Annotated in this window: 19 protein-coding genes; 6 read left to right on the forward strand and 13 right to left on the reverse strand. The window is 58.2% G+C overall.

Features of this window, described 5'->3' with window-relative positions; all coding sequences use genetic code 11:
- The first annotated feature begins 231 nt into the window (after nucleotides 1-231).
- Nucleotides 232-1391, forward strand: a protein-coding gene (locus ACS3QZ_RS18410) for an IS3 family transposase (protein WP_456035993.1) whose coding sequence is annotated in 2 segments (ribosomal slippage) — nucleotides 232-481 and nucleotides 481-1391 — 1161 coding nt in all. Because the reading frame shifts where the segments join, the coding sequence is not laid out codon by codon here.
- A gap of 183 nt (nucleotides 1392-1574) precedes the next feature.
- On the opposite strand, the gene ACS3QZ_RS18415 is transcribed toward ACS3QZ_RS18410, so the two are convergent.
- From ACS3QZ_RS18415 to ACS3QZ_RS18455, 9 genes are all read right to left on the reverse strand, one after another.
- On the reverse strand, nucleotides 1575-3080 hold the full coding sequence (locus ACS3QZ_RS18415) for an aldehyde dehydrogenase family protein (RefSeq protein WP_456039123.1): 1506 nt from the start codon (nucleotides 3078-3080) through the stop codon (nucleotides 1575-1577).
- Nucleotides 3073-4143: an aminoglycoside phosphotransferase family protein gene (locus ACS3QZ_RS18420; RefSeq protein ID WP_456039124.1), complete on the reverse strand. Its 1071-nt coding sequence runs from the start codon at nucleotides 4141-4143 to the stop codon at nucleotides 3073-3075. The genes ACS3QZ_RS18415 and ACS3QZ_RS18420 overlap by 8 nt, the downstream gene beginning before the upstream one ends.
- Entirely contained in the window at nucleotides 4140-4484 is a 345-nt protein-coding gene (locus tag ACS3QZ_RS18425; RefSeq protein WP_456039125.1) for a cupin domain-containing protein, read from the reverse strand. The genes ACS3QZ_RS18420 and ACS3QZ_RS18425 overlap by 4 nt, the downstream gene beginning before the upstream one ends.
- 15 nt (nucleotides 4485-4499) lie before the next feature.
- The gene (locus tag ACS3QZ_RS18430; protein WP_456039126.1) at nucleotides 4500-4862 is read right to left on the reverse strand and encodes a cupin domain-containing protein; all 363 of its coding nucleotides are present in this window, start codon (nucleotides 4860-4862) and stop codon (nucleotides 4500-4502) included.
- On the reverse strand, nucleotides 4859-6145 hold the full coding sequence (locus ACS3QZ_RS18435; protein ID WP_456039127.1) for a glycosyltransferase: 1287 nt from the start codon (nucleotides 6143-6145) through the stop codon (nucleotides 4859-4861). The genes ACS3QZ_RS18430 and ACS3QZ_RS18435 overlap by 4 nt, the downstream gene beginning before the upstream one ends.
- A 56-nt stretch (nucleotides 6146-6201) precedes the next feature.
- Nucleotides 6202-7266, reverse strand: coding sequence for an ABC transporter ATP-binding protein (locus tag ACS3QZ_RS18440; protein WP_456039128.1), 1065 nt, complete (start codon nucleotides 7264-7266; stop codon nucleotides 6202-6204).
- Nucleotides 7263-8054: an ABC transporter permease gene (locus tag ACS3QZ_RS18445; RefSeq protein WP_456039129.1), complete on the reverse strand. Its 792-nt coding sequence runs from the start codon at nucleotides 8052-8054 to the stop codon at nucleotides 7263-7265. The genes ACS3QZ_RS18440 and ACS3QZ_RS18445 overlap by 4 nt, the downstream gene beginning before the upstream one ends.
- Nucleotides 8054-8908 (reverse strand): ABC transporter permease, encoded by an 855-nt coding sequence (locus tag ACS3QZ_RS18450; protein ID WP_456039130.1) that lies wholly within the window; start codon nucleotides 8906-8908, stop codon nucleotides 8054-8056. The genes ACS3QZ_RS18445 and ACS3QZ_RS18450 overlap by 1 nt, the downstream gene beginning before the upstream one ends.
- Before the next feature lie 119 nt (nucleotides 8909-9027).
- Complete coding sequence (locus ACS3QZ_RS18455; RefSeq protein WP_456039131.1) at nucleotides 9028-10077, reverse strand: polyamine ABC transporter substrate-binding protein; 1050 nt, start codon at nucleotides 10075-10077, stop codon at nucleotides 9028-9030.
- A gap of 102 nt (nucleotides 10078-10179) precedes the next feature.
- Here ACS3QZ_RS18455 and ACS3QZ_RS18460 point away from each other — a divergent pair, with 102 nt between their 5' ends.
- Nucleotides 10180-11202 carry a GntR family transcriptional regulator gene (locus ACS3QZ_RS18460; protein WP_456039132.1) on the forward strand — a complete coding sequence of 341 codons (1023 nt, stop codon included), beginning with the start codon at nucleotides 10180-10182 and terminating at the stop codon, nucleotides 11200-11202.
- A complete protein-coding gene (locus ACS3QZ_RS18465; protein WP_456039134.1) occupies nucleotides 11199-12506 on the forward strand; it encodes a nucleotide disphospho-sugar-binding domain-containing protein in 1308 nt (435 codons plus the stop codon). Before ACS3QZ_RS18460 ends, ACS3QZ_RS18465 begins: the two co-directional genes overlap by 4 nt.
- Before the next feature lie 152 nt (nucleotides 12507-12658).
- Here the strand turns inward: ACS3QZ_RS18465 and ACS3QZ_RS18470 are convergent, their stop codons facing one another.
- The 4 genes from ACS3QZ_RS18470 to ACS3QZ_RS18485 all read right to left on the reverse strand — a co-directional run bounded on the left by ACS3QZ_RS18470 (nucleotide 12659) and on the right by ACS3QZ_RS18485 (nucleotide 18404).
- Complete coding sequence (locus ACS3QZ_RS18470; protein ID WP_456039135.1) at nucleotides 12659-13270, reverse strand: TetR/AcrR family transcriptional regulator; 612 nt, start codon at nucleotides 13268-13270, stop codon at nucleotides 12659-12661.
- Nucleotides 13271-13328: 58 nt separating this feature from the next.
- Nucleotides 13329-15071: an aldehyde dehydrogenase family protein gene (locus ACS3QZ_RS18475; protein ID WP_456039136.1), complete on the reverse strand. Its 1743-nt coding sequence runs from the start codon at nucleotides 15069-15071 to the stop codon at nucleotides 13329-13331.
- Between the two features lies 1 nt (nucleotide 15072).
- A complete protein-coding gene (locus ACS3QZ_RS18480; RefSeq protein WP_456039137.1) occupies nucleotides 15073-16701 on the reverse strand; it encodes a long-chain-fatty-acid--CoA ligase in 1629 nt (542 codons plus the stop codon).
- 65 nt (nucleotides 16702-16766) lie between these two features.
- Nucleotides 16767-18404 (reverse strand): GMC family oxidoreductase, encoded by a 1638-nt coding sequence (locus tag ACS3QZ_RS18485; RefSeq protein ID WP_456039138.1) that lies wholly within the window; start codon nucleotides 18402-18404, stop codon nucleotides 16767-16769.
- Nucleotides 18405-18623: 219 nt separating this feature from the next.
- Between ACS3QZ_RS18485 and ACS3QZ_RS18490 the strand changes: the two genes are divergently transcribed.
- From ACS3QZ_RS18490 to ACS3QZ_RS18500, 3 genes are read left to right on the forward strand one after another with little or no spacing between them, the layout of a single operon-like run.
- Nucleotides 18624-19625 carry a TRAP transporter substrate-binding protein gene (locus ACS3QZ_RS18490; RefSeq protein ID WP_456039139.1) on the forward strand — a complete coding sequence of 334 codons (1002 nt, stop codon included), beginning with the start codon at nucleotides 18624-18626 and terminating at the stop codon, nucleotides 19623-19625.
- 22 nt (nucleotides 19626-19647) lie between these two features.
- Complete coding sequence (locus tag ACS3QZ_RS18495) at nucleotides 19648-20133, forward strand: TRAP transporter small permease (protein ID WP_456039140.1); 486 nt, start codon at nucleotides 19648-19650, stop codon at nucleotides 20131-20133.
- Between the two features lie 3 nt (nucleotides 20134-20136).
- The gene (locus ACS3QZ_RS18500) at nucleotides 20137-21399 is read left to right on the forward strand and encodes a TRAP transporter large permease (protein WP_456039141.1); all 1263 of its coding nucleotides are present in this window, start codon (nucleotides 20137-20139) and stop codon (nucleotides 21397-21399) included.
- Nucleotides 21400-21401: the final 2 nt, after the last annotated feature.

The following is a 21401-nucleotide window of genomic DNA, read 5'->3' on the forward strand; positions in this document are numbered from 1 at the left end:
CCCCGAAAAGTTCTCGATTTGAGGTTGGCTTGTTCTCCGACTGAGCAGACAAGCTAAAAAGAGAAGCCGTTTCAGCGAAGCGCAGATTATTGGTATTCTGAAGGAGCACCAGGGGGTGCTTGTCGACTGGTGGGCTGTGCCGCAAGCACGGGATCAGTTCAGTTGACCTGCCCCCCAAATTCTCCCTCGTTCTGATGTAGAGTTTGCTCAACCTTTCGAAGGAGCAAACAGATGCGAAAGAGCCGTTTCACGGAAGCGCAAATCATTGGGATGATCAAAGAGCAGGAAGCAGGCATGCCGACAGCGGAGGTGTGCCGCAAGCACGGTCTCAGCCAGGGCACGTTCTACAAGTACAAATCGAAGTATGGCGGCATGGAGGTGTCGGATGTCGCTAAGCTGAGGGCGATGGAAGACGAGAACGCCAGGCTCAAGCGCCTTCTGGCAGATACGATGCTGGACAATGCCGTTCTGAAAGACTTGCTGGGAAAGAACTGACGACGCCAACCGAACGGCGGGATGCAGCGCTCAAGGCGATGCGGGATCATGACATCTCGCAGCGCCGAGCGTGCAGGCTCGTTGGTGTCGATCCCAAAACTGTCAGGCGTGAACGCCCGCCCGACAATCCTGAGATCAGGGAGGAGATGAAAGCCGTCGCAGTCCAGCGGCGCCGGTTCGGCTATCGGCGGATCGGCGTTATGCTGGAGCGCAAGGGGATGATCATGAACCACAAGAAGCTGTACCGCCTCTACACGGAGGAGAAGCTGGGCGTCAGGCGACGAAGGGGTCGCAAACGGGCGCGGGGATCGCGGACGCCAATGCCCGAGGCTCTGAGGCCCGGCGAACGCTGGTCTCTGGACTTCCTGTCCGACACGTTCGGGGCATCGCGACGGTTCCGCATTCTGGCGGTGAACGATGATTGCTGCCGCGAGAACCTGTGTCTGATGGCCGATACCAGCATCTCGGGTGCCCGTGTGGCGCGGGAACTGGATGCGCTTGTCCGGGTCTATGGTAGGCCCGCCAGCATAGTCAGTGACAACGGCACCGAGTTCACCAGTCGGGCGATCCTGAAATGGGCGAACAACAACGGCGTCGATTGGCATTACATCGATCCGGGCAAGCCCCAGCAGAACGCCTTCATCGAGTCCTTCAACGGCAGCCTCCGGGACGAGTTGCTGAACGAGGAGATGTTCGACAGCTTGGAAGATGCACGGCGAATTCTGGCCCTCTGGCGCTACGACTACAACAACGTCAGGCCGCACTCATCGCTCGGCAATCAAACACCCGCGGAAGCGCGCCGGGCGCTTGAGCCAAATGAGGGCTCCGCGCCCGGCGCGCTTGCCCAAACCGAAACCGAAGAATATGAAAACCAGACCCGCAGACTCTCGTTTTGAATGAGGGACCATCGGGGGGCAGGTCACAGTCCTTACGGGCACTGGTTTCTAGGAGATTGCTGACATTGTCAGAACCAAGCGAACGTATTCTTTCAAAATGTTCGGATCGGACGATCATGTCTCTTGCACAGCGAGATAAGACACGTGCTGCAAACCCGAGAGATGGGGGCGGTCGCAAGATGATCAGACATGCTTGCGCCCGCCGGCGTCAAGAAACCAGTCGTCCGGATAAGGGTACCACCAGTCCGCCTCCCTGGCGATCGGGTCCAAGATGACCATCTTGGGCTGGCGGAACGCATCCAGTCCAAGCCGCCCCAGCGCTCGCCCCATGCCCGATTTCTTGATCCCGCCAAAGGGAAGGGCGTCATTGTCGACCAACGGGTTGTTGACCCACACCATTCCAGCTTCGAGCCGGTCAATCGCCTCGTGCGCTTCGGTTAGGTCATTCGTAAAGATGCAGGCGCCCAAACCGAAATCCGAGTCATTGGCCATGGCAATCGCCTCGTCGAAGGATCGGGTCCGCACGATTGACACGACAGGGCCAAATATCTCTTCGTTGAGGATATCCATGTCCGGGGTAACATCCGTGACCACTGTCGGTTCCAGGTACCAGCCCGTTTCCAGGCCCTCGGGGATGCCTCCACCCAGAGCAATTGTGGCGCCCTTGGCCCGGGCCCGTTCGATCCAGCCCAGTACCTTGTCCCGCGCCGCCTGTGATACGAGAGGGCCGATCTCGGCCACGCCGAGGCCGTTGCCGACACGCAATTGACGCGCGCGGGCAACAAAGGCTGCAACGAAATCATCATGCACTTCTTCATCGACATATATCCGCTCGGTTGATGTGCAGACCTGACCGGATTGCAGGTACACGCCGGTTACAGCCCCGGCGGCGGCCACCGCTATGTCGGCATTGCGTGTCACGATCATCGGATCATTGCCGCCGCCTTCGACAATGCAGGGTTTCATCCGGGCGGCAGCTTCTACCGCAACCATGCGTCCGACTTCGGCTGACCCTGTAAAGGCAATGGCGTGCGTCTTGTTGCTGTTGATCAAGTGATTGCCGATCTCCGCCCCCCCTGCGACGCAGGCGACAAGATCCGCGGGTAGTCCATCGAAGAATTTCATGAAGGCAAGCGTGCAGAGCGACCCGGCCGGGGCGGCCTTCAGCACGATCCCATTCCCTGCGGCAAGTGAGGCGGCGATGGTCCAGCATCCGAGGATCAGGGGGAAGTTGTAGGGCACGATGTGCACCGACACGCCAAGGGGCGCATAGGTCTGGAACTGGAATGATCCGGGCTGCATGGTGCCCGCGATCCTGCCTGCGTCGTCCCGGGCCAGTTCGGCGAAATAGCGGAACACCGGCGGGATATTGGCGATCTCGCCAATCGCCTCTGGGTAGGGTTTGCCGATCTCGCGGGTCATGGTGATAGCAATGTCGGTCATGTCTGCCCGTTCCATGGCGTCAGCGATACCGTGCAGCAGGCCTGCCCGGGTCTTGCAGTCCATCTTAGCCCAGGTTTTCTGCGCAGCGTTTACACGGTCGAGGATTTGCTCCAACTGTGCCTCGGATGGTGTGCCGATCGCGCCGATGTCCGCGAGCGTTGCCGGGTCTACCGCCATTTGTTGTGGGCCTTCCGTCGCAACGTATTCGGGGGAAAGGTAATAGCAGGGCGAAAGAACGTCAGGCATGGGACACTCCTTGGGGGATTGGTAAGTCGCGTCCCAGATCAAGCGCGGTGTCTGCCCATCCGGGCAGTTCGCTTTCGAGAAACGAAGTGATGTCGGACAACCCGGCATCGGCCAGCGCGGTTTGGAGCTGTTTGATGACGCGGGGGATGAATGTCAGGTAGCGCGGCTTGGCATCGCGCTGGCACAGGCGGACAAACACGCCGAGAACGCGCGCGTGCCTTTGTGCCCCCAGCAGCGCATAACGATGGCGGATCTCTTCCGACGAGCCCAGGTGTGCGGGTGCATTTGCGAGGTAGTGATCGAGTAGCTGTGTCTCGAGATCCGGGGCGAGATCGCGCCGCGCATCCTGAAGCAACGACACGAGGTCATACTCACAGGGCCCCAGAATGCCGTCCTGGAAATCCAGCAGGCCACAGCGCTTGATGCCTGCGCGATGTGAAAGGAACATGAGATTGTCGACGTGGAAATCCTTAAGCACCAGGGTGTCGAACCGCTGGGCGACCGGCGCCAGCGCATCGCGCCAAAGGCCGAGGAAGGTGTCCGCAAAGCCGGTCCTGTCGATGGCCGGGTTTATCGCAGGTGCGAACCAGTCGGCAAAAATCTTCAACTCGGTCAGGTGACCCGCGAGATCGTAGCGAGGCTGATCGACGTCGTTGCCCCTTGGGTCATGGTGAAGATGCAGCAAGGCCTCCACGGCAAGCTTATAGAGCTCTGCCTCGTCATGCCCTTCGTCCAAGCGTTTCGCATAGGTCCCATCTCCGAAATCCTCAACGAGTGCGGCACCATGTGCGGGATCGGCGCCAAACACCCGTGGCGCCGACAAGCCGAGGTCGTTCAGGTGATGCGACAAGCGCAGATAGGCGGCAAATCCCGGCGGGTCATGCCTATCGATCATCAACAACACCCCTTCGCCCTGCACGCGGTAATACCTGCGCTGGGAGGCGTCGGCCTCAAACAACTCCAACCCGAACCGATCCAGCCCATGGCGGGCCAGAAAGGCACGTGCCGGGGCCGGAAGCTGTGAAGCCGATGCGGCGGCCTGTGCGGGAAGCGACCGGTTCATCGGATCATGTAGACCTTCTTGACCGTTTCGTGGACGGTGCAGGTGCCTTTCCAGTCCTGAGGGAAAAAGGCGGCCGTATCCGGCGTCACCTCGATGACATCCCCGCTTTCGTGGACATAGGTGCACCGCCCTTCCAGAAAATGGCAGAATTCGTCCCTGGTGACGTGGCAGTTCCATTTACCCGGGGTGCAGATCCACAATCCGCATTCACTTTCGCCGTTGGGGCCTTTGTAGAGGACCCGGCCCGAGGTGTGGCTTTCGCCTTCGATCATGGTCGGGATGATGCCCCAGTCCAAAGTGTCGGTGACCTGAAGTGGGTTTTGCATCACGTGTGCTTTCATGGTTCTGGTTCCAGTTCAGACGAGCATGTAAATGTTGCGAAGGGTTTTGGTGATCTCGGCCGTGCCTTCCCAACCGGCAGGAAACAGAACGCAAGTACCGGCCGTGGCTTCGATCATCTCGTCCGTTCCATCGCGGCGGTAGATCACGTGGCCTTCCACGAAGTGACAGAATTCGTCGCGCGGCACGGAAATGCGCCACGTGCCGGGGGTGCAGACCCAGACACCGGTTTCCGGAGAATTGCGCGGCCCCTTGTGCAGAAGCCTGCCGGTGGAATGCGATTGCCCGTCGATCATGTCGGGTTGCGGTCCCCAATCGAGCAGGTCGTCATAGGTTGAGGCCCCGTGGATATGGGGTGCCGAAGATGCCAGGTTGGTCACGCGCTCTTCTCCGCCAGTTCGACCAGCAGCTTGGCTGCCTTTTCCTGGCCGTTTTGCGACTGCATATGCGCTGACGTGGCCTTGAGCTTGGCGGCCATAGCTTCGTCGTTCAGGCAGGCTTCGATCTTTTCGATGAGCTCCTCGTCGCTCCATTCGTAGCGATCCGACCGGAACCCGTGGCCGGTTTCCTGCACCCGCATGGCGTTGTCGTGGCCATCCCAGACATAGGACATGATGATCGCGGGCTTGCCGAAATAGAGGCACTCGGTGAACGAGTTGTTCCCACCGTGATGAATGACGGCATCGACTTGCGGAATGACCGAAGGCTGCGGGAACCAGCCGTCAATGATCACATTGTCGGGGATGTCGGAATACTCGTCCTTGTAATCGCCCACGTTCACCAGCGCCCGATATCGGCTGTTTCCAATGAGAGTGATCAGTCGCTTGAGCAGATCGGTATCCCCGGCCCCAAGTGAGCCGAACGAGACATACAGAAGCGGTCCGTCATTGTTTTTCTTGAAGGTCGGCACCTCGTAGGGCTCGTCCTGACGAACACAGCCTTCGAGATATTGAAACTGCGCCGGATCGAGTGGCGTGGACCGGGTGTACTTGGCCTGCTCGGGATACAGCAGAAGGTTCAAGTACGGCGACGCTTCAAAAAACTGACCCACCGGGTAGGCGTCTTCGTTGCAGGTGCTCAGGAACGCGTTGAAATCGTCGTGGATCGGTTTGATCACCTCGTTGAACCGCGCCCGAAAGGCCGCGTGACCTTCGGTGTCGTTTTCGGACATGCCCGACAGGTGCGGCGGGATGGCGTCGTCTTCGATCTCGTTCTCCGAACAAGAGATGATCCGTACCCACGGTACGCCGTGCTGCTTGATGGCAGGGAACAGGATCACGTTGTCGACGGAAATTACGTCTGGCTTGATCTTTGCCAGAATACCTGGCAGATCCTTCTGCGCCCATTTTGCACTGTCCACAATGGCTTCCCAGCATTCCTTGACATAGTTGTCGATCTGGTCGATCGGCGCCTTTCGGAAGTTGGGGATGTGGCCGTTGATGAAATCCTCCCAGAACTTCGCCATCTGCTCAGGGGGCATCGGTTCCGAAAGGTTGACCGGGTGCGCCTCGAATCCATAGCCCTCATAGACCTCGACGAACCCTGGGTCAGACAGGAATACCGCCTTGTGACCCATACGCTCGACCGCCTGTGCAATTCCGACCGAGTTCAGGGCCGGCCCAAACGCCGCCTCGGGAAAGAAGGCAAAGGTTTTCTGTTCCATGAAAGTCTCCTCTGTTGTGTACGCTCGCCTTTGGCGGGCTTTTCTTGTCGGCCGCTTCAGGCGGCAAAAACGCGTGTATCCCTTGCCGCCCAGCCGACGGTGATCTCGTCGCCAATCGAAAGGGGACGGGCTTCGGCGGCGTCTGCTGTCAGGCGCACCATGACCGAGTCCGGTGACAGCGGGGTTTCGAGATGCAGCTGCAGGTCAAGGCCGTGATAGGCCATGGCACTCACCCGACCGGTGAGGCTGTTTTCCCCTTTTCCGACATCAAGGTGCAACCGCTCAGGACGTACCGCCGCAACGGCGTCGCTGTTGTTGGCGACGGCATCATCGAGATCGGCAAAGACCCTGCCGCCGTCATTCGCCAGGAGGTGATTGCCGGAACGCCGAACCGGAAAGAAGTTCATCACCCCGATGAAATCGGCGGCAAAACGGCTTTTCGGGTGTTCGTAAATTTCTTGCGGGCTGCCGCATTGCAGCAGCGCCCCATCTTGCAGGATGGCAATCCGGTCGGCCATGACCAAGGCTTCTTCCTGATCATGGGTTACGATGATGAAGGTGATACCGAATTCGTGTTGGATGCGCTTGAGTTCGAGCTGCATTTCGCCACGCAGTTTCTTGTCAAGCGCCCCAAGCGGCTCATCCAGCAGGAGTAGTCGGGGGCGTTTCACAAGGGCGCGCGCCAAAGCGACGCGTTGGCGTTGACCGCCCGACAACTGGTCCGGCTTGCGGGTCGCAAGATGGGACAACTGGATGACTTCGAGTATGTCGGCCACCCGGCTTTTGATTTCAGTCCTGGGCAGCTTTTCCATCTCCAGCCCGTAGGCGATGTTCTGCGCTACGGTCATGTGCGGAAACAGCGCGTAGGACTGGAACATCAGATTCACCGGGCGATGATTTGGCAAGGTGTGGGTGATGTCGCGCCCGTCAAGAGAGATCGAGCCCGCGGTCGGCATCTCGAACCCGGCGAGCATCCGCAACAGAGTCGTCTTGCCGCTGCCGGAAGCGCCAAGCAGCGCAAAGAACTCGTTTTCACGGATATCCAGATCGATCCCGGAGACGGCCTGAATCGCGCCAAAGTGTTTTTTGATATTCCGAAGTGACAGCATGGTCTGGGTCATTGTCCCGGAAGCCCTCCGCGGTTGAGCCGTTGTGACAGGGCCAGCGCGACAACAGACAGCGTCATCACGATGGTGGCCAGTGCATTGATTTCAGGCGTGACGCCAAAGCGGATCATGGCGAAGATCTGCATGGGCAGAGTGATTGAATCGCGCCCCGCTCCGGCTGTGAAAAAGGCAATGATGAATTCATCTACGGACAGGGTGAATGCCAGTAGCGCGCCCGCGATGACCGCAGGGAGCATGACGGGAATGACCACGCGCCAGAGGGTAATCGGTGTGGATGCGCCAAGATCCGCAGAGGCTTCGACGATCGACCAGTCGAAGGTTTTGAGACGGGCACGAACCACCGAACAGACAAAGGCAAGGTTGAAGACGACGTGACTCACGATGACCGTGTGCAATCCCATCGTGACATTGAGCATCGAGAAAAAGCTGAGAAGGGCGATGGCGAGCACGATGTCGGGAATGATCATCGGCGCGAAAATGATGGTTTCGAGAAAACGGCCCTTGCGACGGCGGATCTCGACGCCGATCGCCAGTAACGTGCCAAGCATCGTCGCCAGCAGGGTCGATACCACGGCAACAACCAGGGTGTTCAGGGCCGCCCCGATGATTTCCTTGTTGCGGAAAAGCTCTCCGTACCATTTGACAGAAAACCCGGTCCAGGCCGTCGGCAGACCGCCTTCGTTGAAAGACAGCGCGAAAAGCACCGAGATCGGGATGTAAAGGAAGGCGAAGACTGCCGACAGGATCATTAGCATGAGGCGGGGATTGGCTTGCGAGCGCATCAGCTTTCCTCCTTGCGCGCACCCGAGGCGCGTTCGGTGGCAAAGGTCTGAAGCGTCAGCAGTCCCATCATGATTGCGATCAGGAACATCGACAGCGCGGCTCCGAATGGCCAGTCATTGGCGGTGAGAAACTGTGCGTAGACAAGGTTGCCAATCATCTGGAACTGACCGCCGCCCAAGAGTGCGGGGGTCACGAAGTTCCCGATGGAGAGCACGAAGACGAACACGAACCCCGTCGCGATGCCGGGCGCGGTCATCGGCAGCGTCACTCGGCGAAAGGTGGTCCAACCCGATCCGCCAAGGTCGCGCGATGCTTCGATCACCTCTGGGTTCAGGCGCGAAAGGGGGGCATAACAGGCGAGAATCACGAAGGGCAGGTAATTGTAGACGAGGCCGACCACTACCGCGCTTTCGGTGTAAAGCAGGCGCGGCAATTCCCCGTCATAGCCAAGGGAATGAACCACCGATGCAATCAGGCCCTCGCGGTTCAGCAACACGATCCAGGCATAGGTCCGCACCAGGTAGTTCGACCAGAACGGCAGTACCGCAAAGAACAGGAGCATCGGCTGCCGCCGGGAAGGGGCCGCGGCGATGGCATAGGCCGCCGCATAGCCGACGATCACGGCGATCAGCGCCGACGTGCCTGCAATGGTCGCGGATTTCACGAAAATGCCGGCGTAGAGCGGATCAAAAACCAGCCAGATGTTTTCCAATGTAAAAGTGTATTCGATCCCCCCGTAAATCCCCCGGCGGAAGAAAGCCAAAGCCAGGATCAGCAGGCAGGGGATCACCATCAGACCCGTCAGCCAAGCCAGCGCAGGCGTCATCAGGTAGAGGGATTTGCGGTCGGTCATCGGTTTCTCTCGAGAGGAGCAGGAGGCAGGCGCGACGGGGGTAATCGACAGTTCCGGCACAGTAGCCCGGCACCCATGGGCGCGCCGGGCCACAATGTGTTCAGCGTGGGTTGGTCGTCTTAGTCGGCGGCCTTGATCTCGGACACCGCGCGGGCGTAGGCGCGCGTGGCCTCTCCGACGTCGCGCAGCTGCTCATAGCCGATCAGCACGTCCGGGGTGATGCCCATGTTGGGGAAGGTTGCGAACATGTCTGCCGACAAGGCGGACATGGCCGGCTCGTTCGGTACCTTGTAGAGAATGTTCTCCGCTGCCCAGCCATGGTTCTTTGCGTCCAGAATGAAGTTCACGAAATCGTAGGCCGCATCCTTGTTTTCTGAATTCTTCAGGATCACCATCGTGTCGACCCAAAGGTCGGACCCTTCGGACGGGATAACGTACTTGATATCCGCGTTTTCGGCGATGCCGTAGTTGCACCATCCGTCCCAAGCGTGCACCAGTTCCGCTTCGCCCGAGACCAGCTTGGCGTAGAACGTCGCGTCGTCATAGGCCAGCAAGGTGTCCTTGGCTTCGATCAGCAAGTCACGCACTTCGCCAAGCTTTTCTGCATCGGTTTCGTTGACCGAATAGCCCTTGGCCAGGAACCCCGCGCCCAGCAGCCAGCGGTCAGTAGCCAGCATCGTGGTCTTGCCGCGTACGGCGTCAGTAGGGGCCAAAAGATCCATCCAGCTGTCCGGGGCATCCGCCACGAGGTCGGAACGATAGCAAAGCCCGGTCGTTCCCCATGCGTAGGGCACCGAGAATGCGTTGCCGGGATCATGCTCAAGCTTGGTCGCCTGCTCATACAGGTTGGCGATGTTGGGGATCTTTGCATGATCCAGCTCTTCGGCAAGGCCGAGATTGTGCAGAACTTCGGCGAACGGTGAGGAGACGAAGACAACATCATAGCCTTTGCCCTTGGACGCGATCAACTTACCCATGATTTCTTCGTTGGTGCCGTGCAGGACCAGTTCTGCACTGTTCCCGCTGGCCGTGTTGAAAGCGTCAATGGCGTCGGGCGCCATGTAGCCGTCCCAGTTCGAAACCACCAAACCCTCTGCGGACAATGCCGTTGCACTGCAGATCATGCCTAACCCGATGGCCGTAAGTGTCTTTGGGAAATGTCGAAGCATTCCAATCCTCCTTGTTGTCCTTGTTCCGCCGCCCTTTTTTGTTCGAGCGATCCTTGTTTCTGTTGTTCGCGGCTGTTGTTCGCCGATCTGTTTTGAGTATTAATGAAAGAAAAAGTACGTCAAACTGTATTCGATGTTCTTTTTGGAGTCGCGCGTTCGGTCGGCGCTGAAGTCAAAGTGAGGATGGGGAGAGTGCCGGAAATCCGACGCAATACTAGGCAGAGCCACCTATCGCTCGCCAAGCAGATACTGAATGTCGCATTGGAGCGCGGAATGAAGCCTGGAGATCACCTCCCTGAGCAGGCCTTTTCGGAGGTGTGCGGTGTGTCCAGGACGCCAATACGGTCGGCGTTTAAGCTTTTGGAAGAAAAAAGTATTCTTCACTGGAGGCAGGAGGAGGGGTACTTCCTTTCGGTGGCTGCGGGCGGTCAGGCTGCCAGGGCCCTGCGGGATCTGGAGGAGGCCGAGGATTCTCTTGCGCATCGCATACTGTCTGACAGGGCCGAGCGCCGTATTGATGAGGTGCAGTCGGTGAGTGCGCTTGTTCGAAGATATGGTGCTTCGAGGAATGCGGTACTACTTGCGCTAAAAATACTATCTCAGGATGGAATTGTGACACAATTGCCGGGCCGCGCATGGGCGTTTCAACCCATGATCGATTCGCCCAAGTCAATCGACGAGAGTTTTGATTTCCGTCTCACAATGGAGCCTCAGGCCATACTCGCACCGGGTTTTTCGCTCGACATCAAGCGTGCTGGCCTGTTGCGAACGCAGGCTGAAGAGTTTCTGAATGCTGACGAGGAGCGCATTACACACGGCGGGTTCCGCCGGATCGACAACGAGTTTCACGTTCTTATCGCTCAATGCTCGGCCAATCGCTTTGTCCGCGGCGGCTTGCTGGTACATCATCGATTGCGAAAGGCTTCACGACGGGGTAGCTCGACGCCAAATTTCCGGTTGAGGCAAGCCATGGCTGAGCATCTTGAAATTCTGGACAGCCTTGAGCGTAACCAATTCGATCTGGCCGCCGACCAGATGGTCGTACATCTGAGACGATCGAGGATTCGCCGCCCTGAAGCCGCCAACCGAGGTATTCCGCCCCTCTTGAGAGGGCCGCGCGCATGACAAAGAAACCGACAATCGCGCTGTTTCCCGAAGCCGGGTTTGGCGCTGGGCTGAACTGCGTCGGCATTGCCCAGAAGCTGCGGGAACAAGGCGCCAACCCGGTATTCATCTGCCATCCCGGTTTTACCGGTGTTTTCGCGGAATACGGATTCAAGGAATACCACCTGCCGCAATCGCTCAGGGCCAGCGACGAAGCGACGGAAGATTACTGGCAGAGTTTCATCACGACCCACTTGCCCCATTTCAAGCTCAACCCAATCGAACAATTGGAGACTTACGTTGCGCCCACTTGGGAGGCCATCGTAGACACAGCAATCTCGGTTGAAGATGATCTTGAAGCTCTTCTGGATCGGATCAAACCGGACGCGATTCTTCTGGACAACGTGATCATGTTTCCCGCTGTTGCAAAGGCGGGTTGTCCCTGGGTGCGAATCGTCTCTTGTGCGGAAACTGAGCTTCCCGATCCCAAGGTTCCTCCTTACCTTTCGGGGCTTGCGCCGGAAGCTGCGAAAAACTGTGCCACATTCAAAAAGGCGTATGAAAAGGCCACTCGGGCCGCACACAAACGATACAACGAGTTTCGCAAGAAGCGGGGGTTGCCACAGCTCGCGTCCGGGATTTTCCTTGAACCCTCTCCTAACTTGAATCTGCTACTTGCTCCGAGCGCCATCCGATATGATCGCGAACAGCCACTTGCCGACGACAGTTTTGTCTTCCTTGAAGGATGTGTTCGACAGGAAACCCATTTTGAAATGCCGGACTTTCCGGCCACCAATGGCCCATTAATTTACACCAGCTTCGGGTCGCTGGGGGCCATTGACACGGATCTGATCCGAAGAATGATCGACGTTTTCGCAACCATTCCCGCCCGGTTCATTGTCAATGCCGGTGGTTTCGAAGATTCTTATGAGCACATCCCCGACAATGTTCATCTGGGGAGTTGGTTTCCGCAACCGTCTGTCGTGGCCGACACGGCACTGTTCATTCACCATGGAGGGAACAACAGCTTTTGCGAGGCTTTGTTTTTTGGGGTTCCTTCGTTGGTCATGCCCTATTGCTGGGATGGACACGACAACGCTCACCGCGCCGAGGCTAAGGGCGTCGGGCGCCGTGTGGACCGCGCCGGTTGGTCAGCCAAAACATTGAGGGCGGAAATCGTCGCTCTCTTGGAAGACGGCGAAATGCGAACACGTTTGAAAGAAACATCTAAGATGATGCAGGCTAACTCGGGCACCGATAGAGCAGCCCGGGAAGTTTTAAGGGCATTGTCTGAGGCAAGATGCGGCGAGACGGGCACGGACTGAACTGGCGTTCTGTCACGTCGCCGAAGTGGTGATGCGTATGAAGGACGCACCCGTTTTCCGGCGACTCCCCATGTTGCGCCTCAGTGGAAACGGCGATGCGCAGCGAATATGCGGCGCTTGTTTGAATTGGCACCGCTCAGCGTTGTTGCCAGTCAAAGAGATTGTTCTAACAGGGCGCGGAAGGTGCCAAGCAGTTCGTCCCTTGTTTTTGGGGACTCTCCGATCTGACCCTGCATGAGGTACCGGAAAACACCATCCAGAAGGGCGTAGGACAGTTCGACATTATCAACAGTCTCGTGTCCTGCCTTTTCAAAGGCGGTGCCGACGATGTCCATCAACTTTTTCTCGATCTCCGCGACGACAGGTTGGAAGGTTGCGTCGAACATCGCCTGCGTACGGATGTCGTACCAGAGGCGGTGGGTCATTTCGTCGTCGATGATCGAGGCAACCAGCGCATTGGAGAACGCGTCAATGACTTCCGCGCGTCCATTCGCCTTTTTCAGCGCCTCGGTAATGTTACGAACGAACTCTTCCTTGTAGATCGACACGCAATAGATGATCAGGTCTGTGCGATCTTCGAAGTAGTAGTGCAACATGCCTAGGGACATTTCGCTTTTTTCGGCGATGTCGCGAAGGCTCGTGTTGGCATAGCCCAGCTCTTTCAGGGCAAGGATCGCGCTTTCGGCGATCTGGCGCTTTTTCAGGTCGCGTTTCGCGTTCTTGCGTGCCGCGCGGGCCTTTAGTTTGGCGGGCATTTCATTCATGGTGCCTACTTGGTACGGAGCCGGGCAGAATGCAAGCTATTCTGCCCGGCAACCACGCTTATCCCAGCAGAGCGTGGTAGAAAACCTTTGGAAGTTTGCGCCAGACGGGTTTGTGCTGGAATCGCGTCAAGGCTTCGCCGATTTTGTGCTGTTGTTTGTTCGTGATGAAGAAAGGAGGCCGCGGCAGAAGGGTGAACTGCAACGACAGAAGGCCGCGCGGGAAGGGGCGCCAAGGGGCCCTGACCACGGTGCGTTCGGTATCCTCAAGCATGAAGCTGTTGTGCACAGTGCCGATTCCCGAGCCGACATCTTCAAGGGTGTGACCCGGGAAGGCCCCCCACGGACAGGCGGTGATCAGGAAGCCGAGCCCGCACCAGCCGTTGATTCCGATTGTTCCATAACGCAGCTTAGACACGATCTCTTCGAACCGTTTCTTGCCGATCTTGCGGATAGTGCGGGGGTGGATGAGGATCTGACACCCCAAGGTGCCCCAGAGTTCGTCGTTGGCATAGGCAATCGCGTTTTCCAGGTAAGTTGCCGGATCGGGCGCCTCCAATTCGATCATGCCCATCGCGGGCCCGAACACTTCGATGGAGCAATTGGCGGGCTGTTCTGCAAGGTCAGAGATCACGAGAGGCGGTGCAGCCTTGCCGCGGTCGACCATTTCGATCCTTCGGCCACTGCCCTTGTGCGTTTCGAGGCGCTGTTCGGCACCGGGGTACCATGTCGGGCGGGTCGAATTTGCGGCGACGGATTTGACGGCCTCCATCAGGCGCGCGCCCTTGTTCCAGCCCTTTGGCATCACAAGCGCCTGGCAGGCCACGCAGTTGTGCCCTGAGTTATGAAGCTTCATTGTTGCGATGTTTTCGGCCTGAAACCGGATGTCGGCCGCCGACCAAGGGCCGGGCACGACAATAGTGGGGCTGACCGAACCCAACTCGGATGTGAAGCGCTTGGCGTTTTTTGGTGTGCCCGCCTTGCGGTTGGCCTTCGCTTCCTCGCCTGTGCCCCAGACAATGGCGTCATGAGTGGTTTCCGCGCCGGTAATGTGTAGTTCCTCGACAACCGGGTGTTCGCACAGGTAAGCGCCGCCCTTGGCATCGCCCTTGACGATTCGGAGGTAACCTTCGTCGATGAAGGGTTTCATCGCGATGCGATAGTAATCGGTCAGGTAGTCATTGACCGGGTTCATCTTGAGGATCACGACCTGATTTTCGAGGATCAGCTTTTGTAGCACGTCTAGAGGCGTGATCGCCGCGACATTGCCAGCACCAAGCACCAGTGCGACCTTGCCGAAACGATCCTTTTCCGGAGTGTCATAGGCAGTTGCTACGTGTTGTTTAAGATTGGAGGCGGTCACGCCGCCCTGCATCCAAACTTCCGCGGAAACACCTGATAGAAGCAGTCGATCCCACAGCGAATGGGGCAGGACCTGTACCGCCAATTGGCCGGTGGCAAGCTGCCGCGTGTGCAAGTGGTCGACGAAGGATTTGCCCTGCATTTGCGACAGGGTGCTGATCAATCCATTGCATCCGGCCATGCAGGCATAAGGGCCGGCAATCCATTCTTCACCGGCGACGGGGGTGCCCGGTTTCAGACCCTTCTTGCGGGCGGATTCCTCGGCCCAGCCCTGGGCCACGGACATGATTCCATCCTTCATTGCTGAAAGAAGCCGGATGCGTTCAGGGATTGGGAGCCGTGCCCAGTTGTCCTTGTTCGTATCGAGAATCGCCAGTGCGTCTTCGTATTCGTCGTAGAGAGCGTCCTGTCCCTCAAGCGTTAGTTGGGCAGCATCAAGCATGTCAGATACCTCTCTCGATCAGGATATTCGCGAATTTGTCGCGAAGTTTGTTTTTCAGCATCTTGCCTGTGGCATTGAGGGGGATTTCGTCAGTAAAAACGACGGCGTCGGGAACCTGCCAAGAGGCGACCTTGCCGTCATAAAGAGCGATGATATCCGCCTCGGACGGGGCGGTGCCTTCGGCTGGGACTGCGATTATGATCGGGCGTTCGTCCCACTTGGGATGAGCGGCGCCGATGGCAGCGGCCATGGCGATGCCGGGATGGGCCACGGCGATGCCTTCGAGATCAACCGAGGAAATCCATTCGCCGCCCGACTTGATAATGTCCTTCGTGCGGTCGCGGATCACCATGAACCCGTCTGCGTCGATGGTCGACACGTCGCCCGTGTCGAACCAGCCGTCTTCGGTCATCGCGCTTGTCTCCTGACCGAAATAGGTGTCGACCACCCAATGACCACGACATTGCAAAGCGCCTTCGGCCTTGCCGTCATGGGGTAGCGGACTGCCGGCGTCATCCACGATTCGCAGATCGATGCCAAAGGGTGGACGCCCCTGGCCCAAGCGCAGAAGCCCCATCGCATCGGCGTCCAGATCCGCATGTTTGCCTTTGGGGCGGTTTGCGGTGCCAAGCGGCGAGGTCTCGGTCATGCCCCAGGCATGGATCGTGTCGCAGTCGTACTTGTCACGGAAGGTCGCGATCATCGACGGTGCCGCCGCCGATCCGCCGATCACGTTGCGGCGCAGGGTCTCCATCTGCGAGCCGCTCTTTTCTGCCGCTGTCAGGAGCATCATCCAGATTGTTGGAACTCCCAGCGCCAGAGTCACCTTCTGGTCGTCGATCAACCCCAACAGGCTGTCCCCGTCAAGCATCGGCCCCGGCATCACCAGCTTGGCCCCGGTCATCGCTGCGGCATATGGGATGCCCCAAGCATTTGCATGGAACATTGGCACCACGGGGAGGATGACTTCTGCGCTCGACAGACTGAGGGCATCGGGCAGCGAGATCGCGAAGGTGTGGATCATGGTCGATCGGTTGGAATAAAGCACACCTTTTGGGTTGCCGGTGGTGCCCGACGTATAGCAGAGCGAGCAGGGGCTCTCTTCGTTGAACTGCGGCCACACGTAACCCGCATCGCCATTTTCGATCAGTTCGTCGAAGAAAATGACGTCCGGGATCGCTGCAAGGACCTCTTCGTCGCGCGGGCCCATGAAGATGTAATGCTCGATCGTCTTGAGATGGTCGCGGGTGCCGGTGATCAGAGGCATGAAGGTTTTGTCGAAGAAGATCGCCTTGTCGCCGGCATCGTTGCAGATGAAGATGAACTGTTGTGGCGCGAGGCGCGGGTTCAGAGTGTGGCAGACCTTGCCCGCCCCCGACACCGCAAACCAGATCTTGAGGTGGCGGTGGTTGTTCCAGGCCAGCGTAGCAATCCGGTCGCCTTCCTGCAGACCCAACGTGTCGAGTGCCGAAGCCAGTTTGCGCGATGCTTCCGCCACTTCGCCCCAGTTGGTGACGTTCAGTTCGCCGCTCGTCTCTCGGCTGACGATTTCGGTGTCGGTGTGATATTTGCCCGCGTGTACGACAAGGTCGCTGACCAAAAGCGCGTTGCGCATCATGGAACCAATCATCAGGTTCTTTCCTTTCGAGAAGTTTCTTGTCCGGGCCCGCATTGGCGCGGCCCCGGAAATCGCGTTCACTCGGCGGCGACGGCAGCGGTGGCGTGCTCGGCCTTGATCATGTCGGCGCATTTCTCGCCAATCATGATCGTCGGAGCGTTGGTATTGCCGGATACAAGCAGCGGCATCACCGAAGCGTCGGCCACGCGCAGTCCTTCCAGACCGCGCACCTTCAATTGTGGGTCGACCACCGCCATTTCATCCACACCCATCTTGCAGGTGCCGACAGGGTGATAGACCGTGTCGGCCCGGGCGCGAATGTGGTCCTCCCATTCGGCATCGGTCATGTTGTCATGAGTGCCAAACAGTTCCTTGTGGGCATATTTCTTCATCGCCGGGGCCATGAGGATTTCGCGAGTTTTTCGTGCACCTTTGATCAGTGTGTAGAGATCGCGTTCGTCGCTAAGGAACTTGGGGTCAATGCCCGGTGCGTCCATCGGGTCAGCCGAATTCAGGAATACTTCGCCGCGTGAATGCGGGCGCAATACGCAGACATGGCAGGAATACCCGTGACCGAGGTGCAGCTTGCGCGCGTGATCGTCGACGATTGAAATCACGAAATGGGTTTGCACATCTGGTCGGTCGAGATTGGGGTCGGTTTTGAAGAACGACCCAGCCTCGGCAATGGTGGAGGCGACCATCGAGTTGCCGTGCTTGCGCCATTTGAAAATCTCGGAAGTGAGTTTCATTGTGGCACGGACACCGACGCCGATATTGTCGGTGTCACGGGTTTTGTAGGCGAGAATGAAGTCAAGATGGTCCTGAAGGTTCTGTCCCACACCGGGAAGTTCATGCACCATGTCGATTCCGTGGCTCGTGATATCCTGCGGACGACCGACCCCGGAGAGCTGTAGAAGCTGGGGCGATTGGAAAGCGCCGCCGCAAAGGATGACCTCTTTATTTGCGCGCACTTCGACATCCTTCTTGCCCCGCCGATACGCCACGCCCACGGCGCGCTTGCCCTCAAAGATGATGCGGGTCGCGCGCGCCTTTGTGATCACCGTCAGGTTGGGACGACTGTTCATCACCGGGCGTAGATAGGCGGCGGCAGCTGAACAGCGTTCGCCATTCTTTTCCTTGCTATGGAACTGGCTGCACTGATAGAGCGCGGCGCCTTCGTTGTCGCCAGTGTTGAAGTCGGCAATCTCGCGAATCTGGACCTGGGTGTTTGCCTCGATGAAGGCGCGCGAGATCGGACGGGGCGCCTTTTGGTCGGAGACCTGAAGCGGGCCACTACCGCCGTGATGGTCGTCCGCCCCATTTATGTTGTTCTCGGCTTTCTTGAAATAGGGCAGAACCTCGTCCCAGCTCCAGCCGTCACAGCCCAGGTCGGCCCAGCTGTCATAGTCCTCTTTCTGACCTCGGATATAGAGCATGGCATTGATTGCGGAAGAGCCTCCCAGAGCGCGACCTCGCGGCTGGTAACCCTGCCGGCCCTTCAACCCTGGTTGAGGCACGGTCTTGAATGCCCAGTTATTTATCTTTCCATAGCCGGGCAGCATTGCGACAACCCCAATCGGCGCGCGCACGAGAATCCCGTCACCACTGCCTCCCGCTTCGAGCAGGCAGACTCGCACCTTGGGATCCTCGCTAAGCCGCGACGCAATGGTCGCCCCGGCCGATCCTCCTCCCACGATCACGAAATCAAAACTCATTTTTTCCCTCCCTGATATCGCACTCGCGCTCCTCTGCGAGGCATAGTGGCGCCAATACTTGGCGAATCTCCACCCTTTCATTTTAGCCATAAGTATTAAGCAAAAAATATAGACAGATGTCCAGAATTTTAGTTTAGATAAGATTGACGAAAAAATCTGTGTGCGGATTCTTGGTTGGGAGGAACCAAGTGTGTGCTCAAAAAAACGGGAGGATATAGTATGAAATTCAAAGTCTTGGCAAACGCTGCGGCGATAGTCGGTTTGTTCGGTGGGGCGATTCCCGCCTCGGCCGAAACGGTTCTGAAACTCGGTTCTGTGGCGCCTTCGGGCTCCCCTTGGGGCAAGTGGGCGGCCGGGGTTGCCGCCAAGATCGAGGAAGTTTCCGACGGTGAAATGAAGATCGACCTGTTGCTTGATGCGCAGGCGGGTGACGAGCAGACAATCCTGCGCCAGACCGCCAAGGGGCGGCTGGATGTCGCGTTTGTTTCGAATGTGCCGATGACGCTGCTCAGTCAGGAACTGGCGATTCCGTCCTCAGCCTACCTGTTTGACAGCGCAGAGCAGGGGACATGCGTGACGTACAAGCATCTTTCCGAGACACTCGGCGAGATCATGGAAGGGGCCGGGGTTGTTCCTCTGACTTGGATGGAGGTGGGGCATTACGTACTCTTTTCGAAGGAACCGTTGGCAACCCCCGCGGATCTCAAAGGCTTGAAGCTGCGGATCGCACCGACGATTGCCGATGCGGCGCTCGCTTCGGCCTGGGAGGTGCAGGGGGTGCCGATGGGTACTTCGGACACGATCCCAGCACTTCAAACCGGGACCGTTGATGCGGCCACGTTTCCAACCGTTTTCGGGATCGGCATCGGCACGCATAAAGTCGCTCCTCATGTGACCGTCACGAACCATGCGCGGCTGATTGGGACCGTAGCTGTGTCGGGCAGGACTTGGGCGCGGCTAAGTGATCAGGAAAAGCAATGGCTTGGCATCTTTACCGCAGCGGCCCCGAAGCTTACCGAAGGTATCCTCGGTGCGGAGGTCGCGCTTTTGAGCAAGCTGGAAGGTGCGGGAGTTCCCGTCAAACGGCTTAACGAGGCGGAAAATGCTGCCTGGAAAGCAGCAGCCAGCGGCGTGATGAATGCCGTGGTTGCCGAAGCCGGGGGCAAGGCTCAGGACGTGGCTGATGCTCTGGTTGCGGCCAAAGCGGCCTGCGGTTCCTGATCCCTAGTGCCAGTCCGGGGAAATGCCGATGCGACGCTTCTTAAGTAGCCTATTGAAGGTTGAGGGCGCCATTGCGGTTGCCGCGTACGCGATGACTTGCGGCCTCTTGCTTGCGGATGTCGCGGCTCGCGAACTCGCCTCCCAATCAATTTGGGGGGCACAGAAACTGGCGGTGTTCGGGGCAATCATTGCGGGCATCCTGGGATTGAGCATCGCGGTGGGCAACAATGCCCACCTGCGTGCCAGTTTCGCGGATCGCGTCCTGCCGTGGCGATGGGTCGACAGGGTTGGCGATTTGTTGTCGACGTTGCTTTTTTCGGGGCTTTGCTGGTACGCTGCCGAGTTTGTCAGTGAGAGCCTGACCTTCCAGGATCGGGCCGAGGTCATCGATATCCCGCTCTGGCCCATTCAACTGGTATTCCCATACGCATTTGGAACTGCGGCGCTCCGGCACTTCGTGTTTTTCCTGATGCCGGACGTGAAACCGGTTCCTGCTGGGGAGGGCTGAGCCATGGACGTACTTGGCCTGATCACGGTTTTTGCCGGACTTCTTGTTCTGCGTCAGAGTGTCATTCTGATCCTTTTGGCGGCGACTGCCTATGTGCATCTTGTCTGGGGCGACGGTCTGATTGTCTACCTGGTCGAAGATATCTGGACTGCGATGGATAACCCGGTCCTGCTGGCGATTCCGATGTTCATCATCGCCGGGGCGCTGATGTCGCGTGGGTCGATCGCGGCCCGGCTGATCGAGATCGTACGGGCCGCGACGGAATGGATGCCGGGCGGGCTAGGCTTTGCCACGATCCTTAGCTGTGCGCTGTTCTCGGCAATCTCGGGCTCGTCCCCGGCAACCCTACTGGCCGTGGGGGCAATCATGTATCCTGCGCTCAAGGACGCGGGGTATACACGGAGTTTCGCGCTCGGCTCCGTTACATCGGCGGGAACGCTTGGCATCATCATTCCGCCTTCGATTCCATTGATCATCTACGGGATTGTTACAGAAACCTCGATTGTCGATCTTTTCCTGGCCGGAGTCATTCCGGGCGTTCTTTTGACGCTGGTGCTCGGCATTTACAGTGTGGTCACAAACCGACAAGTGAGGCGCACACCGTTTTCGTTGACACGGTTAATCAAGGCCCTTCGAGCTGGGGTCTGGTCGCTGATGCTTCCAGTAATCCTTTTGGGGGGAATATATTCCGGCTTTTTCTCGCCCACCGAGGCTGCGGCAGTATCCGTCGGATATGCCATGTTGGTGGAGCTTTTCATTCACAGGGAATTGGGCGCAAAGGACTTTTTTGCCGTCGGTCTGCAAACCGCGCAAATGCTAGGCACCTTGTTCCCCATCGTGGCTGTAGCACTGTCGATCAAAACGATCCTTGCAATCGAAGGCATCCCGCAGGACTTTGCAAGCTGGCTTCAGGGTGCCGTCAGCTCGAAAATTGCCTTCCTGCTGGCGGTCAATGCCGCGTTGTTGATCATCGGCTGCCTGATCGACGTGGTCTCAGCCATTCTGCTATTGGGACCGATCCTGTTCGTCGCCGCTCAGAGTTTTGGAATTCATCCGGTGCATTTCGGGATCATCATGGTGATCAATCTGGAGATTGGCCTCCTGACGCCGCCGGTGGGGCTGAACCTGCTGGTGGCCATGACGGCTTTTCGCGAAAAATTCCGCGACATCTGCGTTTCCGTGCTTCCCTTCATCGGGATCATGATTGCGGTGCTTTTGCTTGTCACTTTCTGGCCTGCCCTGTCCCTTGTCCTGCTCAATCCATAGGA

The sequence above is a fragment of the Shimia sp. W99 genome (genome assembly GCF_053851455.3).

Coding starts and splice junctions, on each gene's coding strand:
- ACS3QZ_RS18440 (WP_456039128.1), bottom strand. CDS start 7,266: ATGACCCAGACCATGCTGTCACTTCGGAATATCAAAAAACACTTTGGC.
- ACS3QZ_RS18500 (WP_456039141.1), top strand. CDS start 20,137: ATGGACGTACTTGGCCTGATCACGGTTTTTGCCGGACTTCTTGTTCTG.
- ACS3QZ_RS18490 (WP_456039139.1), top strand. CDS start 18,624: ATGAAATTCAAAGTCTTGGCAAACGCTGCGGCGATAGTCGGTTTGTTC.
- ACS3QZ_RS18445 (WP_456039129.1), bottom strand. CDS start 8,054: ATGCGCTCGCAAGCCAATCCCCGCCTCATGCTAATGATCCTGTCGGCA.
- ACS3QZ_RS18425 (WP_456039125.1), bottom strand. CDS start 4,484: ATGAAAGCACACGTGATGCAAAACCCACTTCAGGTCACCGACACTTTG.
- ACS3QZ_RS18435 (WP_456039127.1), bottom strand. CDS start 6,145: ATGGAACAGAAAACCTTTGCCTTCTTTCCCGAGGCGGCGTTTGGGCCG.
- ACS3QZ_RS18415 (WP_456039123.1), bottom strand. CDS start 3,080: ATGCCTGACGTTCTTTCGCCCTGCTATTACCTTTCCCCCGAATACGTT.
- ACS3QZ_RS18485 (WP_456039138.1), bottom strand. CDS start 18,404: ATGAGTTTTGATTTCGTGATCGTGGGAGGAGGATCGGCCGGGGCGACC.
- ACS3QZ_RS18420 (WP_456039124.1), bottom strand. CDS start 4,143: ATGAACCGGTCGCTTCCCGCACAGGCCGCCGCATCGGCTTCACAGCTT.
- ACS3QZ_RS18475 (WP_456039136.1), bottom strand. CDS start 15,071: ATGCTTGATGCTGCCCAACTAACGCTTGAGGGACAGGACGCTCTCTAC.
- ACS3QZ_RS18465 (WP_456039134.1), top strand. CDS start 11,199: ATGACAAAGAAACCGACAATCGCGCTGTTTCCCGAAGCCGGGTTTGGC.
- ACS3QZ_RS18470 (WP_456039135.1), bottom strand. CDS start 13,270: ATGAATGAAATGCCCGCCAAACTAAAGGCCCGCGCGGCACGCAAGAAC.
- ACS3QZ_RS18495 (WP_456039140.1), top strand. CDS start 19,648: ATGCCGATGCGACGCTTCTTAAGTAGCCTATTGAAGGTTGAGGGCGCC.
- ACS3QZ_RS18480 (WP_456039137.1), bottom strand. CDS start 16,701: ATGATTGGTTCCATGATGCGCAACGCGCTTTTGGTCAGCGACCTTGTC.
- ACS3QZ_RS18460 (WP_456039132.1), top strand. CDS start 10,180: ATGAAAGAAAAAGTACGTCAAACTGTATTCGATGTTCTTTTTGGAGTC.
- ACS3QZ_RS18455 (WP_456039131.1), bottom strand. CDS start 10,077: ATGCTTCGACATTTCCCAAAGACACTTACGGCCATCGGGTTAGGCATG.
- ACS3QZ_RS18450 (WP_456039130.1), bottom strand. CDS start 8,908: ATGACCGACCGCAAATCCCTCTACCTGATGACGCCTGCGCTGGCTTGG.